This is a genomic window from Mycobacterium sp. DL440 (genome assembly GCF_011745145.1).
In the GTDB taxonomy this organism is placed as follows: domain Bacteria; phylum Actinomycetota; class Actinomycetes; order Mycobacteriales; family Mycobacteriaceae; genus Mycobacterium.
The window spans coordinates 6,233,808-6,248,366 of record NZ_CP050191.1 but is presented as its reverse complement, the minus strand read 5'-3'; the positions used below and the strand labels follow the sequence as shown (position 1 = coordinate 6,248,366).

16 protein-coding genes are annotated in these 14,559 nt (G+C 66.2%); 4 read left to right on the top strand and 12 right to left on the bottom strand.

Annotated features, from left to right (window positions below):
• The first annotated feature begins 92 nt into the window (after positions 1-92).
• Positions 93-644, top strand: coding sequence for a carboxymuconolactone decarboxylase family protein (locus tag HBE63_RS30420; protein ID WP_166908928.1), 552 nt, complete (start codon positions 93-95; stop codon positions 642-644).
• A gap of 114 nt (positions 645-758) precedes the next feature.
• Here HBE63_RS30420 and HBE63_RS30415 read toward each other — a convergent pair whose 3' ends face one another.
• The 5 genes from HBE63_RS30415 to HBE63_RS30395 are packed head-to-tail and all read right to left on the bottom strand — an operon-like array spanning position 759 to position 3,744.
• Positions 759-1,028 (bottom strand): hypothetical protein, encoded by a 270-nt coding sequence (locus HBE63_RS30415; protein ID WP_166908926.1) that lies wholly within the window; start codon positions 1,026-1,028, stop codon positions 759-761.
• Positions 1,025-2,419, bottom strand: a complete 1,395-nt coding sequence (gene lpdA / locus HBE63_RS30410; RefSeq protein WP_166908925.1) for a dihydrolipoyl dehydrogenase — start codon at positions 2,417-2,419, stop codon at positions 1,025-1,027. The genes HBE63_RS30415 and lpdA overlap by 4 nt, the downstream gene beginning before the upstream one ends.
• A gap of 30 nt (positions 2,420-2,449) precedes the next feature.
• Complete coding sequence (locus tag HBE63_RS30405; protein ID WP_166908923.1) at positions 2,450-2,944, bottom strand: hypothetical protein; 495 nt, start codon at positions 2,942-2,944, stop codon at positions 2,450-2,452.
• Entirely contained in the window at positions 2,937-3,215 is a 279-nt protein-coding gene (locus tag HBE63_RS30400) for a putative holin (protein WP_166908921.1), read from the bottom strand. Before HBE63_RS30400 ends, HBE63_RS30405 begins: the two co-directional genes overlap by 8 nt.
• Positions 3,216-3,249: 34 nt before the next feature.
• Positions 3,250-3,744, bottom strand: a complete 495-nt coding sequence (locus HBE63_RS30395) for a DUF779 domain-containing protein (RefSeq protein ID WP_166908919.1) — start codon at positions 3,742-3,744, stop codon at positions 3,250-3,252.
• Positions 3,745-3,812: 68 nt separating this feature from the next.
• On the opposite strand from HBE63_RS30395, the gene HBE63_RS30390 reads away from it, so the two are divergent.
• On the top strand, positions 3,813-5,813 hold the full coding sequence (locus HBE63_RS30390) for a prolyl oligopeptidase family protein (RefSeq protein ID WP_243858382.1): 2,001 nt from the start codon (positions 3,813-3,815) through the stop codon (positions 5,811-5,813).
• Between the two features lie 94 nt (positions 5,814-5,907).
• On the opposite strand, the gene HBE63_RS30385 is transcribed toward HBE63_RS30390, so the two are convergent.
• The 6 genes from HBE63_RS30385 to HBE63_RS30360 form a co-directional block, all read right to left on the bottom strand.
• Positions 5,908-6,756 (bottom strand): hypothetical protein, encoded by an 849-nt coding sequence (locus HBE63_RS30385; protein ID WP_166908917.1) that lies wholly within the window; start codon positions 6,754-6,756, stop codon positions 5,908-5,910.
• A 36-nt stretch (positions 6,757-6,792) separates the two neighbouring features.
• Positions 6,793-7,650 (bottom strand): polyphosphate kinase 2, encoded by an 858-nt coding sequence (gene ppk2 / locus HBE63_RS30380; RefSeq protein WP_166908915.1) that lies wholly within the window; start codon positions 7,648-7,650, stop codon positions 6,793-6,795.
• Between the two features lie 63 nt (positions 7,651-7,713).
• Positions 7,714-9,243: an aldehyde dehydrogenase family protein gene (locus HBE63_RS30375; RefSeq protein ID WP_166908913.1), complete on the bottom strand. Its 1,530-nt coding sequence runs from the start codon at positions 9,241-9,243 to the stop codon at positions 7,714-7,716.
• 139 nt (positions 9,244-9,382) lie between these two features.
• The gene (locus tag HBE63_RS30370; RefSeq protein WP_166908911.1) at positions 9,383-10,513 is read right to left on the bottom strand and encodes a hypothetical protein; all 1,131 of its coding nucleotides are present in this window, start codon (positions 10,511-10,513) and stop codon (positions 9,383-9,385) included.
• Positions 10,514-10,918: 405 nt separating this feature from the next.
• The gene (locus HBE63_RS30365; protein ID WP_166908909.1) at positions 10,919-11,491 is read right to left on the bottom strand and encodes a phosphatase PAP2 family protein; all 573 of its coding nucleotides are present in this window, start codon (positions 11,489-11,491) and stop codon (positions 10,919-10,921) included.
• Positions 11,488-12,018, bottom strand: coding sequence for a mycothiol transferase (locus HBE63_RS30360; protein ID WP_166908907.1), 531 nt, complete (start codon positions 12,016-12,018; stop codon positions 11,488-11,490). Before HBE63_RS30360 ends, HBE63_RS30365 begins: the two co-directional genes overlap by 4 nt.
• A gap of 54 nt (positions 12,019-12,072) precedes the next feature.
• On the opposite strand from HBE63_RS30360, the gene HBE63_RS30355 reads away from it, so the two are divergent.
• On the top strand, positions 12,073-13,614 hold the full coding sequence (locus tag HBE63_RS30355; protein WP_166908905.1) for a serine/threonine-protein kinase: 1,542 nt from the start codon (positions 12,073-12,075) through the stop codon (positions 13,612-13,614).
• Positions 13,614-14,102 (top strand): hypothetical protein, encoded by a 489-nt coding sequence (locus HBE63_RS30350; RefSeq protein ID WP_166908903.1) that lies wholly within the window; start codon positions 13,614-13,616, stop codon positions 14,100-14,102. Before HBE63_RS30355 ends, HBE63_RS30350 begins: the two co-directional genes overlap by 1 nt.
• A 4-nt stretch (positions 14,103-14,106) precedes the next feature.
• On the opposite strand, the gene HBE63_RS30345 is transcribed toward HBE63_RS30350, so the two are convergent.
• Positions 14,107-14,493: a VOC family protein gene (locus HBE63_RS30345; protein WP_166908901.1), complete on the bottom strand. Its 387-nt coding sequence runs from the start codon at positions 14,491-14,493 to the stop codon at positions 14,107-14,109.
• Between the last annotated feature and the right edge of the window lie 66 nt (positions 14,494-14,559).

Sequence of the window (14,559 nt, the reverse complement as noted above, 5' to 3'; positions counted from 1 at the left end):
AGACGATCTACAGCCCAGGCGTAGAGAACGACGCGCGATCGGGCCGGCGGCTGGACGTTCTCACCGACCGCACCTGTGCCAGACTCGGCTGGGTGAGTGCACTCGAGCCGGCCCGCATCGCGCCGGGCGGATTCCGCGAGCTGGGCCCGGTCAACTGGGCCATCGCCAAGCTGGGCGCCCGCGCCATCCGTGCGCCCCGATTCACCCTGATGAACGTGCTGGGCCAGCACAAGCTGCTGTTCCTGGCCTGGCTGCCGTATTCCGGCCTGCTGCTCGGCCCCCTGGGCAAGTTGCCGCGTCAGGATGCCGAGCTGGTCATCCTTCGGGTGGGCCATCTGCGTGATTGTGAATACGAACTGCAGCAGCACCGCCGGCTGGCCCGTAGCCGCGGCGTCGACGCCGATACCCAGGCCAGGATCTTCGAGGGTCCCGATGCCGAGGGACTCACCGACCGGCAGCGGGTGTTGATCACCGCGACCGACGAGTTCATCGTCACCCGGTCCGTCTCGGCGGAAACCTGGGCGGCGCTGTCCACCCTGCTCACCAAGCAGCAAATCATCGAATTCTGCATGCTGGCAAGCCAATACGATGGTCTGGCTGCCACGATGACGACGCTGCGGATCCCGCTGGACTTCCCGGACTGAGCGGCGGCCCAACCCCGGGCCGGGCCGTCACCGTTTTCCACCTCTGGGTTGTGCAAAGTCGCAAGCAACAGCGAGGTGTAGAAACCGGCGCACCCAAATCGCAGGGCTGCACGCCTACAGGTAGGTCACCCCGAGCAGCACCAGCGAGAACAGCACCGGGGACACCGGCAGGGTCCACAGGAACGCCGCCCACGTGTGGGATTTCTGCTCGTACTTACGCCGGCCGAAGTAGATCCCCGCGGCCCCGCCGATGAAGGACAGGGCCGCGACCAACAGCACCCAGACGTTGACGCTGGAGCCCTCGGTCGCCAATGTGATGGCGGCCAGCCACACAATGTGGCCGACCACCAAACCGGCTATGCCGGCGACGATTTCGTTTCTCAAAAGTTGATCATGTGGCCGGTCAGCCCGTGGAAGCACTCCTGCAGCGCCTCCGACAGGGTCGGGTGGGTGTGCACGTTGCGGGCCAGCTCGTTGGCGGTCAGGTCCCACTTCTGCGCCAGGGTCAGCTCCGGCAGCAGTTCGGAGACGTCAGGCCCGATCAGGTGTCCGCCGATCAGCTCGAGGTGCTTCTTGTCGGCGATCAGCTTCACGAAACCGGTCGGGTCGGCCAAACCGTGCGCCTTGCCGTTGGCGGTGAACGGGAACTTGGCGACGACGACGTCGTACCCCTCCGCCTTGGCCTGCTCCTCGGTGAGCCCGAAGCTGGCCACCTGCGGCTGGCAGAACGTGGCGCGCGGCATCATCCGGTAGTCGCCCAGCGCCAGAGTCTCTGCGCCGGCGATGGTTTCAGCGGCCACCACACCCTGTGCCTCGGCAACGTGGGCCAGCTGCAGCTTGCCGGTGACATCGCCGATCGAGTAGATGTTCGCCACATTGGTGCGCATGTAGTCGTCGATGCCGATGGCCTTGCGGTCGGTCAGCGCCACCCCAGCCGCCTCCAGGCCGAAGCCTTCGACGTTGGGGGCGAAGCCGATGGCCTGCAGCACCTTGTCGGCCTTGAGCTCCTCGGTCTTGCCGTCCTTGCTGACGGTGACCTTGACCGTCGACCCATCATCTGAGATGCCCTCGACCTTGGTGCCGGTGAGGATCTTCACGCCCAGCTTCTTGTACTGCTTCTCGATCTCCTTGGAGACCTCGGCATCCTCGTTGGGCAGCGCGCGCGGCAGGAACTCGACGATGGTGACGTCGACGCCGTAGTTCTTGAGCACGTAGGCGAATTCCATGCCGATGGCACCGGCGCCGGCGATGATGATCGACCCCGGCAGCTCGCGCGAGAGGATCTGGGTTTCGTAGGTGACGACGTTGTCGGACAACGAGGTACCGGGCACCAGTCGGGTCGACGAGCCGGTCGCGATGATCGCGTTGTCGAACGTGAGCTCTTCGGTGCCGCCCTCGTTGAGCTTCACCGACATCGACTTGGGCCCGGTGAAGGTGCCGTAGCCGTGGACCTCGGTGATCTTGTTCTTCTTCATCAGGAAGTGCACGCCGGCGACGCGGCCATCGGCGACCTTGCGGCTGCGGTCGAAAGCGGCACCGTAATCGAAGGTGGCCTCCCCGCTGATGCCGAAGGTCTTGGCTTCCTTATTGAAGATGTGTGCCAGTTCCGCGTTGCGCAGCAAGGCCTTGGACGGGATACACCCGACATTGAGGCACACGCCGCCCCAGTACTTGGGCTCGACAATTGCGGTGTTCAGCCCCAGTTGGGCGGCACGGATGGCCGCGACGTATCCACCGGGACCAGCTCCGAGAACGACGACGTCAAAGTGGGTCACGACCCCACCCTAGTGGGCGGCGCTATGGTCCTACCGGGCGATCCAGCCGAACACGTAGGCGCCGTAGAAAACCGCCGCAGCGGCCATCGCCGCCAGGGGCGCCGACATCAGCGCGATAGCCAGGGCCGATACCACCGGTTTCCGCTGCGCCGTCGATGCCAGCACAGCACCGACCGTGGTGGCGACGACATAGGCGAGCGCGACGAACACCGGCCAGGTCTTGTCAACCGACTGATACCAGTAGTAGTACAGGCCCGCGCCTGCGGCGGCGGAGACGAACCACACCCCGGCCAGCAGGCTCACCAACGTCCACCACTTCACCGACAGATAGGACCCCTCGACCACAACGGACGGGGCCGGCGCGGGCAGCGGCGCCGACGGTGCGTCGTCGGATCCCGCCTGGTCCGGCGTCATGTCTTCCGCGGGCGTCAGGCCGGCCGACGACTCGTCGGTAACGAGCTCATTTTCGCCGGTGTCGAACAGTGGGGCGAAGTCCGCGGTGGAGGTGTCGACGTCCTCAGCCATGGGATGCCACCTGGATGATCGCCAGCGCCCCGAACCAGCCGGGCGCGATGGCCAGGGCGAAGGCCCCGAGCGTGGTAACCCAGCGCCGCCCCGAGAGGACGACCAGGAGCGTCCCGAGGACACCGGGCACTCCGAGGACCAGGGCGATCACCACATCGGGCCGGACGGGGACTGTCACCAGCAATGTCGTGGCGATCCCTGCCAGCAGCCCGACCGCTACGCCGACCGACATTGCACCGGTCAGCAGCCACGCCCGTGGCAGCGGAATCACTCTTCGACGATAACGCCGCGACCCGTACGACCCGCTACATCTGTGCGGCGCGTCCTCCGGGTACCGGGCAGGCGTCGGCGGCTTCGTCGACGAGGTGGCTGCCGTTGTCGGGTGGACGGGCGCCGGCGCTGTACTGCGCGCCCGTCACCGGGGACTGCGCGGCCAGCAGCGCGTTCTCCTCGTCGGTGAAGGCCCGGCCACGGGACAGGAACCGCATGCCCTCGGGCGCTTCCAGGCTGAACCCGCCGCCTCGGCCGGGGACGACGTCGATCACCAGCTGGGTGTGCTTCCACGCCTCGAACTGCGGGCCGGAGATCCATACCGGCACGCCGCTGCCCACATCCAGCACCGCCAGCACGATGTCGCGGTCCCCGACGATGAACTCGCCGTCGGGGTAACACATCGGCGACGAGCCGTCGCAGCATCCGCCGGACTGGTGGAACATCAACGCGCCGTGGCGCCCCTGAAGTCGCGCCAGCAGATCGGCGGCGGCCGCGGTGATCAGGGCCCGCGCCGGTGCTCGATTCATCACGTCCTCGCTTCCACCGGGCAGTGGTGTTGTTCAGCTCACAGTACGCGCGCAGTCACAATGGACGGGTGGCAGCGGACCCTTATCTCTGGCTTGAGGACATCACCGGCGACGACGCGTTGGCGTGGGTGCGGGCGCACAACGAGCCGACGATCGCCCAGTTGAGCGGTGAGCGTTTCGAGACGATGCGCTCCGACGTGTTGGAGATCCTCGACACCGACGCGCGTATCCCGTATCCGGGCCGCCGTGGCGAGTATCTGTACAACTTCTGGCGCGACGAGGCGAACCCGCGCGGCCTGTGGCGGCGCACCACGCTGGAGAGCTACCGCACCAATGAACCCGACTGGGACGTGATCCTCGATCTGGATGAGCTGGCCCGGGCCGAGGACGAGAACTGGGTGTGGGCCGGACCCGAGGTGATCGAGCCGGATCACACATTGGCCATGATCAGCCTGTCCCGAGGCGGCGCAGACGCCACCGTGGTGCGTGAGTTCGATATGCGAACAAGGGAATTCGTTTCCGGCGGGTTCGAGCTGGCCGAGGCCAAGTCCTCGGTGTCCTGGGAGGACGAGGACACCCTGCTGGTGTGCACCGACTTCGGCGAGGGCTCGATGACCGAATCGGGTTATCCGCGGATCGCCAAGCGCTGGCGCCGTGGCCAGCTGTTGACCGAGGCCGAGACGGTGTACGAGGCCGAGCCGACCGATGTCCGGGTGATCGCCTCGATCGACCGGACCCCGGGCTTCGAGCACACCCGGCTGGGTCGTTACACCGACTTCTACCACCGCATCCGCTACGAGGTGCGCGACGGCGAGCTCATCGAGATCAAGGTGCCGACCGACTCGTCGCTGTCGCTGCACCGGGAGTGGTTGCTGATCTCGTTGCGCACCGACTGGCAGGTGGGCGGCGTCACCTACCCGGCCGGTGCGCTGCTGGGTGCCAAGTTCGACGATTTCCTTTCCGGCACCGCCGATCTCACGATGATCTACGAGCCGGACGAGCACAGCTGCCTGTCCAGTGTGCAGTGGACCAAAGAGAAGCTGATCCTCATCACGCTGCGCGATGTCGCCAGCCACGTCGAGGTCGTCACGCCCGGGACGTGGGAACGCAGGGACGCTCCGGACATCCCGCCGGCCGCGGACACCATCGTTGTCGACATCGATTACCTAGGTGACGAGGTCTTCTACAACTCAAGCGGATTCACCACCCCGTCGCGGCTGCTGTACGGCACCGCCGGCGGCCCGCTGGTTCAGGTCAAGTCCGCGCCGGCGTTCTATGACGCGACCGGCATCGGCGTGGAACAGTACTTCGCGACCTCCAAGGACGGCACGAAGGTCCCGTACTTCGTGGTCGGACGCCGCGACGAACCGAGCCCGACTCATCTCTACGGCTACGGCGGATTCCAGAATTCGTTGACGCCGGGCTACATCGGTGGCGCCGGGCGTGCCTGGCTGGAACGCGGCGGCACCTACGTGCAGGCCAACATCCGCGGTGGCGGCGAGTACGGTCCGGTCTGGCACAAGCAGGCCATGCGAGAGAACCGCCATGTGGTGTACGAGGATTTCGCCGCGGTAGCAGCCGATCTGGTGCGCCGCGGCATCACCACGGTCGAGCAACTCGGCGCTTCCGGCGGCAGCAACGGCGGGCTGTTGATGGGCGTCATTCTGACCCATTACCCCGAGTTGTTCGGGGCGTTGGTGTGCAGTGTCCCGCTACTGGACATGAAGCGCTTCCACCTGTTGTTGGCGGGTGCATCGTGGGTGGCCGAGTATGGCAATCCCGACGATCCGGCGGATTGGGAATTCATGTCGAAATACTCGCCGTACCAGAATATTTCGACCTCGGCGACGTACCCGCCGATCCTGATCACCACGTCGACCCGCGACGACCGGGTGCATCCCGGTCACGCCAGGAAGATGACGGCCGCGCTGGCGGCGGCCGGACACCGGGTGCTGTACTACGAGAACATCGAAGGTGGCCACGGTGGCGCCGCGGACAACAAGCAGTCCGCGTTCAAGGCAGCGCTGACCTACGAGTTCCTGTGGCAGACGCTCGGAGACCGCGCCTAGCGGAAAGTTGGCAGGTTTCGGCCGCCGTTTCTACACCACGGTCCTCACGAGCGCCCGGGAACGACCGCGGGGTAGAAACCGGCGCGGCCAACAGTCAATTCGGCCGACGCCGCAGCCCGCCCAGCAGCGCCACGATGATGCCAAACACCACCAGTCCCCCGCCGGCGGCCAGGGCGAGGTTGAGCCATTGGTGCAGGCTGCTGATCGCATGGCCGACCATGGCGTCGGCAATCTGGCGGATGTCGCCGCTGGTGTGGTTGAGGGCCTCGTTGAGGTAGCGTCGGCCCGCCTCCAGCCCGGCCCAACCAGCCGCACCCACCAGCAGAGCGGAGATACCCAGTGCAGCAAGGGTTTTACCGCGAGCGCGGGCGGCGGCCAGAGTCAGCAGGGCGAAGATGCCGGCCAACACCGTCACGCCGACGCTGACCCACGGGCCCCACACAGCCAGCGGCCGCAGGATCCCTGGGCGCAAACTGTCCGGCGCCGACGAGGCGATGGGGACCGTAAGTGTTTGCGGCACTTCGATACCGAAACCGGACAGGGTTTCGTGGAATGAGGCATCCGAGAGCATCGGGGCCACATCGATCACCCAACTGCCGTTCTCGTTCCGCGACAACCGGTCGGTGAACAGCCAGGTGTGCGCAAGTTGATTGGCCAGCGCGAACTGCCCGGGAAAGTCGGGCCCTGCGGTGTAGGCACCTGCCACAGCGCGGATCCGCCGCGCGTCGACCTGGCCCCCGTTCTGCGCCGCCAGGGACTGCACCTGGGTGGTGAGCTCACCGGCGACCGCCTGCTGCAACTGCGGGTCGGCAGCCGCACCCGCGGCGAAGGACGAGTAGCCCTGCTGGTCGATGATGTTCTTCTGCACCCACGCGGACGGCACCGCGGCGGCGAGCAGGACCGTCGTCAGCACCCACAGGAACAGCGTCATGACGAAGCGCACGCCGTCCTCCTAGTTCCCGGGCGGCGGCCAGACTGTTCAGTCCGACAGGGCACGCCCCACGATCAGTGGATCGGCGTGGCCGACCACCTCAAAATCCTTGTTGTCGTAGTCGAACTTACCGAGCACGTAGCGCATGGCGTTGATGCGGGCGCGTTTCTTGTCATTGCTCTTGACCACGGTCCAGGGCGCCATTTCGGTGTCGGTCCAGGCGAACATGTCTTCCTTGGCCGCGGTGTAGTCCTCCCATTTGTCCAGCGACGCGAGGTCGGTGGGTGAGAGTTTCCACTGGCGCACCGGGTCGACCTGGCGGATGGTGAACCGGGTGCGCTGCTCGGATTGCGTGACGGAGAACCACAGCTTGGTGAGGCTGATGCCGTCGTTGACCAGCATCTGCTCGAACAACGGGGCCTGCCGGATGAACTCGGCATGCTGCTTGGGCGAGCAGTAGCCCATCACCCGCTCCACCCCGGCGCGGTTGTACCAGGAGCGGTCGAACAGGACGATCTCACCGGCGGCAGGCAGGTGCTGTACGTAGCGCTGGAAATACCACTGGGTGCGTTCTTTTTCGGTGGGTTTCTCCAGCGCGACGACGCGGGCCCCGCGGGGGTTCAGGTGCTCCGTGAACCGCTTGATGGTGCCGCCTTTACCGGCCGCGTCACGTCCCTCGAAGACGATGACATGCCGCAGCCCGTTGCCCTGGCTCCACTTCTGCAGCTTCAGCAGTTCGATCTGCAGCAGCCGCTTCTGCTCCTCGTACTCCTGGCGCGACATGCGGTCGGAGTACGGGTAGTTCTCCCGCCAGGTGTCGATGACCTCGCCGCTGGGTTCCAGCAGCAGCACGGGGTCGTCATCGTCGTCGTCACGGACCGCGTAGCCGGTGATGTCCAGAGTCACCGGACGACGGTATCCACTCCGGCGAACACGAAGGTGTCGCCGGAGTGAACGGGCGGTACGTCGTTACTTGGACTTACGGCGCGGACGCGACAGCGCAAGCTTGGTCATCAGCTTGTTCATCCGGGCCAGTGCCTTCTCCGAGTTGTTGTAGTAGCTGCCGCCGGCGCCGACGTTGGTGCGCGGCACCACCACGGTCTCCTGCTTGCAGAACTTGCGGACCCCGTCGACCCCGCCGAAGCGCGCGCCGATGCCCGAGGTCTTCCAGCCGCCCATCGGGGCGGTGGTGCACATCAAGTTGGAGATCACGTCATTGATGTTGACCGCGCCGCAATCGAGCTGCAGTGCAATCGTTTTGGCCCGCTCGACGTCCTTGGAGAACACCGATGCGCTCAGCCCGTACGGACTGTCGTTGGCCAGCCGGACGGCCTCCTCGACCGAGGAGACCTTCATGATCGGCAGCGTCGGCCCGAAGGTTTCCTCGCTCATGCAGGCCATCGAGTGGTCGACGTCGACAAGCACGGTCGGCTCGAAGAAGCTGCCCCCACCTTCGGGGCGCTTGCCTCCGGTCAGCGCCTTGGCGCCGGCGGCGACGGCCTCGTTGACGTGGCGTTCGGTGATCGCCACCTGGCTCTCGTCGATCTGAGAGCCGAAGTGGTAGCCCTCGCCGGTGCCCATCTTGAGGTTCTCCACGGCACGCACGGTGGCCGCCACGAACTGGTCGTAGACGGGCTCAAGCGCGTAGACCCGCTCGACGGACACACAGGTCTGGCCGGCGTTGAACATCGCGCCCCACACCGCGGCATTGGCGGCCAGCTCGACGTCGGCGTCTTCCAGCACGATCAGCGGATCCTTGCCGCCGAGCTCCAGGCTCACCGGGGTGAGGCGGCGGGCCGCGCGCTCCATCACCTTGGCGCCCGTGGCACTGGACCCGGTGAACTGGATGTAGTCAGAGTTGTCGATGACGGCCTCGGACACCGCACGCGCACCCTGCGCCAGCGCGAACACCTCGGGGGCACCGGAATCCAGCCAGCCGCGCAGCAGCACCTCGGCGGTCAGCGGGGTGCGCTCGGAGGGCTTGAGCAGCACCGCGCATCCGGCGGCCAGGGCGCCGATGGCGTCCATCATGGCGTTGGCCACGGGGTAGTTCCACGGCGCGATGATCCCGATGACGGGACGCGGCCGGTAATGCACAGCGATCTTCTTGATGGACAGGAAGGGCAGCGGGGCCGGACGGGAATCCGGCGCCATCGCCTTCTCGACCACCTTGATGTAGTACGACAGGATCATGATCAGCAGCGGGACCTCCTGCGCGGCGTCCATGGCCGACTTGCCGGTCTCGGCGATCAGGAGCTTCTCGATCTCCTCGCGGTGGTCCCCCAGCCACACCGCGTAGCGGGACAGGACCTTGGCGCGGCCTTTGGCGCCGCGGGCCTCCCATTCCTTCTGCGCTTCGCGCAGGCCGGCCGCGATACGCGGCACGTCGGTGGCGGCGGTCCAGGTCACCTGGCCGGCGACGGCGCCGGTCGCGGGGTTGTGGATGGTGCCGGAACCTGTGAACTCTCCGGTCAGAGCTACATCTGGCGTCGCTGTCATAGCGCCTATGTTAATCACCGTTTGTGACGCACGTCGCACCGGGGTTGACACCTGTCAAGTGCGGGCCGCGCGCGCACCCTCGAGGAGCGACACAGCGGACGGCGACCCCCCAGTCGTCGCCCGCTGTGCTGCTCGTGGCTCAGTCGTCCGAGTCCGACTTCTTCGGGCTGAGCTTCTTGGCCGTCTTGTCGGCCGCTTCCCGCACCTTCTTCACGACCTTGTCCACGTTCGCCTTGGCCTTGCCCCGCCGCTTCTCGGCCTTGTCGTTGGCATCGCTCAACTGGGCGTTGAGGTTGGTGACATGGGGCTTGAGCTTGTTCACCTTCGGCGCGTCGGCGCCTGGCTCATCGCCGCCGGCCGACAGCTGCGCGCGGTTGAGGCTGTTGGTGATCACGTTGCCGGTGCTGTCCACCTTGTCGCGAACGCCGAGCACGTTGGCGGCGGCGATGCGCACGGAATCGCGTGCACCGATCAGTTGCTTGTTGCGGAACTGCATGAGGGCGCCATCGCCGGTCGGGTCGGTCGGGCTGTGATTGGTGCCGCCACCGAGGGATTCGGGGAGCGCTTCGGCAAGCCCCTCGATGGCCGGATCCGCGGCCCACATCGGGGCGTCGATGTATTCCTTCACCGCCTGGTAGACCGCAAGGTTGTCGCCGGATGCCATCGCCTGGGCGACTGACACCAGGCCGGCCGCCCCGAGCACGACGCCGTTGACGCTCCGCACCGCCGACTCCTGCACTCCCTGAGCGAGCGCCGCGACGTAATTGTCGTTGGGCCACGGGGTATCGACACCGAGCGCCTGGGCGAACTGAGCGTTGATGTCGTCGCGGAGGCCCAGGAGTTCGTTGTTGCGGAACTGCATGAAGGCGCCGTCGCCGGCAGCGGTGTTGGTTACATGGTCCGAGCCGCCGCCGAACTCATCCGGCAACGTGATGGCAATCGCCTCGATGAGCGGATCCGCGACATAGACCGGTGAATCGACCATCTGCCGAATCTGGGAGAACAGCCGCTCGTTGTCGCCCGCCGCGAGCTGGGCCGCAAGGACCAGCGGGATGAACGGCGCTTGGACGAACTGGTCGGCAAGCCGTTGACCTGCCATGAAGACCAACCCCGCTTGATTCATGTTCTCGAAGCTGGCCATCAAGGCCGCCGATGCGTCGAGCACGCGCGGCGGCGTGGGTGCCGACGACGCGACCGGAGTGATCGCGATGACGCCGGCGGTGGCGACGGCGACGCATGCGGTGAGACCGCTCGAGACACGACTGTTCATAACTGAAATCCCCTCGATAACTTGCTATTTGGGCTGACCGATCGCTCGGTACGCGCCGAAACTTACCCGTCGCTCATCAAGATCTCAGGTTTTTCTCAGGTGATGATTTACGGTCGTTGCAGATGCAAATACCTTCACCCCCGGCGCCGTTGCCGCAAAAACTAAAAAGGAGCCATCTGCGCAGCTCGCGCCTGCCCAAAAAGTTTGCTGAAGTGCGGCCCCAGGTCTGAAAGACTTGCGGAATGCAACACAGACAACAACCGGCCGATCTGAACTATCAACCGGCACTTGATGGTTAATCGATCTTGAAAATGGCCCCGGGGAGATCGGGTGCCGTTCCGCACCTGAGCGCTCCGCGGGATGCGTTGCCACTTCATGAAACATCGGCACCAGACAAATGAGCGCTCAGCGAAGATCGGGCGAGGCGCTCTCCACCTGACCATATTGCCCATCACGGGCGAAAATCGCGGCGATGCACACCACCGAGGTGCCCAGCAGCACCCCGCCGATCGTGTCGGTGAAGTAGTGGAAGGTCATCGACAGGCCGAACACGGCGAGCAGGACGATGCTGACCGCGACGACCAGTGCCCACAGCCGCATCCCGGCCAACAGCACGAGCAGGCTCGTCACCGCCACGAGGAAGGTGGTATGGCCGCTGGGGTAGGCCAGCGCGCCACCTTTCTCCCTGCCGAAGATCGGCTTGATGAGACGCACGATGGTGATCGCGACCAGCGGGCTCACCACCATGGCGAGCGCCAACCGCTTCCGATGTTGCCGCAGCGCCACGACGATGCCGACGAGCAACGCGGCCGCCCCGAGCAACGGCTTGCTGAACACGAGGAACACGTCCCGATACGAACCGAGCTCGACCCCGACGTGCTGAAACCAGTCATCGATCGGCACTGGGCCGGTGCGTACCGCCCAGCCGAGCAGCACCATGGCGGTGAGGCCGATGACCGGCCACCACCGGGTGATCAAGGGATGATGCCGCGCAGATATGCGGCCTGACCCAGGTGTTGGGCGCAATCGTCGATGATGCTGACCAGCCGCGCGCTGGCCGTCACCGGCGGATTCCACTGGGGGTCGACGACGCGGCCGAGTTCGGAGGCGGTCACCCCGGCGATGTAGGCCAGCGTCACCTTGTGCACTCCCAGGTAGTACCCCGCCAGCAGTTCGGCGGGGGCGTGCACCTTCGCAACATCCTCGGGGCTGTGGCCGTACCCGATGTCGTCGGCCGGCAGGTCGAGCCCGAACCTGTCCTTCCAGCCGTCACGGGTCCACACCTGTTCGATCCCGGCGATGTCGCACAACTGCAGGTCCTGGCAGCGGGCGCTGTGCCAGATCAGCCAGGCGATGCTGTTGGCCTGCGGAGTGGGCCGGTAACCCGACACCGCCTCGGTCAGCCCGTCGGTGAGATCGTCGACATGCTCGATGAGCCGGGTGAATGCGTCGCGCAGCAATTCGCGGACGGCACCGGAATCAGCGTCGGAATCAGCGGCAGCCATGGCCTCGACGCTACTCGCGCTTCGGCCCGTCACCGGTCCGACTACCATCACGGGATGCCGTTGAATACCGGTGACGTGTTCGCCGGGTACACGATTCAACGTCTACTCGGTTCAGGCGGCATGGGCGAGGTCTACCTGGCCCAGCATCCGCGGCTCCCCCGCCAGGACGCGCTGAAGATCATGCCGTCCTCTTTGACCGGTGACGCCCAGTACCGCGACCGGTTCAATCGCGAAGCCGATATCGCCGCGTCGCTCTGGCATCCCCACATCGTCGGCCTGCATGATCGCGGCGAGTACGAGGGGCAGCTGTGGATCGCGATGGACTACGTCGACGGCACCGACGCCGCGCGGCACGTGCGTGACCGTCACCCCGGCGGGGTGCCGCTACGCGAAGCGGTCGAGATCGTCACCGCCATCGCCGAAGCGCTCGACTACGCCCACGAACGCAACCTGCTGCACCGCGACGTGAAGCCGGCCAACATCCTGCTGACCGGCCCGGAAGTGGCTCGCCGCCGAATTCTGTTGGCCGACTTCGGTGTTGCCCGTCGCATCGACGACATCAGCGGCATCACCGCCACGAACATGGCCGTCGGCTCGATGGCCTATTCCGCTCCCGAGCAGCTCCTGGGGCAGCCGATAGATGGGCGGGCCGATCAATACGCCTTGGCGGCCAGTGCCTTTCAGCTTCTGGCCGGGCACTCGCCGTTCCATCACTCCAACCCGGCGGTGGTGATCAGCAAGCAGCTCAACGAGCCCCCACCGAGCCTGAGGATCGAACGCCCCGAACTGGCCTACCTGGACGAGGTGATGCTCAAGGGGATGTCCAAGGACCGGGCCGGCCGCTACCCGCGGTGCAGCGATTTCGCCAAGGCGCTCGCCGGCGCCCGGCCGACGGCCACTCCGGCGGCTCCCCTCACGCAGCGACCCCCCGCGCCGCAACCACCGCCACCGGTCTCGCCGCAAGCACCGCAACCGGTCTCGCTCGAGCCCCCGCGGGTCATCACGGCCCCGACTTTCACGGCGCCCATTCACCCGGTGGCCAGCCCGTCGCACACCTCCCCCCACTGGTCGGGACCGAGCCCGATCCCGCAGCCGCGCCGCCCCGAGAAGAGCAGTGCGGCAAGGGTTGTGGTGCCCACCGTGCTGGCGGTGCTCCTGGTGTGCGCCATCGGTTTCGCGATCAGCCAGTTCATCCGCGATGCCCCGGTGGCGCGAACCACCCCGTCGTGGCAGCCGTACGTGGACGCCGCCCAGACTTTCGCGCTGCATACCGTCACCGTCAGCGCGGACACTGTCGATACCGATCTCGCGATGATCATGGACGGAGCGACCGACGAGTTCCGCGCCGACCTGCAGAACCAGGCCCCGCAGATCAAACAGAAGGCCAAGGACCTGGGCGTCAAGACCGACGGAACCATCACCGGAGCCGGTGTCGAATCGTTGTTCTCCGACGAAGCCGTCGTACTCGTCACCGTCGACACCAAGGTCACCGTCACGACCAACCGGGTCGGTGTGGTTTCGCTGCAGAGGGTCAGGGTCACCGTTGAGCACGTCGACGGCAGCTACAAGGCCTCGAAGCTGGAGTTCGTGAACTGATGAGCACACGCACACGAGGCTGGACGCTGTCGGTCGTCGCCCTCGTGGTGGGGATCGTCATCGCCGCCGGCCTGGGGTTCTGGCAATTGTCGGTCAAGGGCACACCGGCGCCCGCGCCGATCGCCGACGACGACCATGCGCGCGAGCAGGTCACCGATTTCGTGAAGACCAATGTGGTCAAGGCGCTGAGCTTCACCCCGACGATCAGCCGGGGTGAGATCGATGCGGTCACCGAAGTGCTGACCGGCTCCGCCGTCGACGACTACCGGAAGACGATCCGCGCGAAGGCCGACAACGTCACCCAGACCGCGACGGTCCGCAACACCGGCGTGGAATCGCTGACCGCCGACGAGGCGAAGGTGGTGGCGTTCGTCGACCAGAACTCCGAGACCGCCGGCGGTCCGTCGACCAAGGACGCGTTGGCCTACCGGGTCAGTCTGACCCGGGTCGGCGGCGACTGGCGGATCTCGGAACTGGAACAGCTCTAGAGGCCTACTGCGCTGCGGCCCCGTGGAACACCGCCTCGACGTTGTTTCCGTCGGGATCGCGGACGAACGCACCGAAGTAGCCCGGGTGGTATTCGGGCCACAGCCGTGGCGCGTGCAGCGACTCGGCACCCAAGCGCAGGGCCGCGTCGTAGAACGACTGCACGGCATCGGTGTCGGCCGCATGGAACGCCACGTGGATTTCCCGGTTGGGCCCACCGGCGTCGCCGGCACTGGCGTCGGCGATCCAGAAATCGGGCTTGCCGTCACTGCCGTAGCCGATCGCAACCTGGTAGTCCAGTTGTCGGCTGTACCCGAGTACGCCCAGCACAGAGTCGTAGAACTCCTTCGATTTGGCCCAATCGGAGCAGTTGATTCCAAAGTGATCGATCACCGAGCGATCCTTGCACCAGGCACCGACACGTCGGCGCCTGTTCCCCGAACGGCCGTGGCGTCGTAC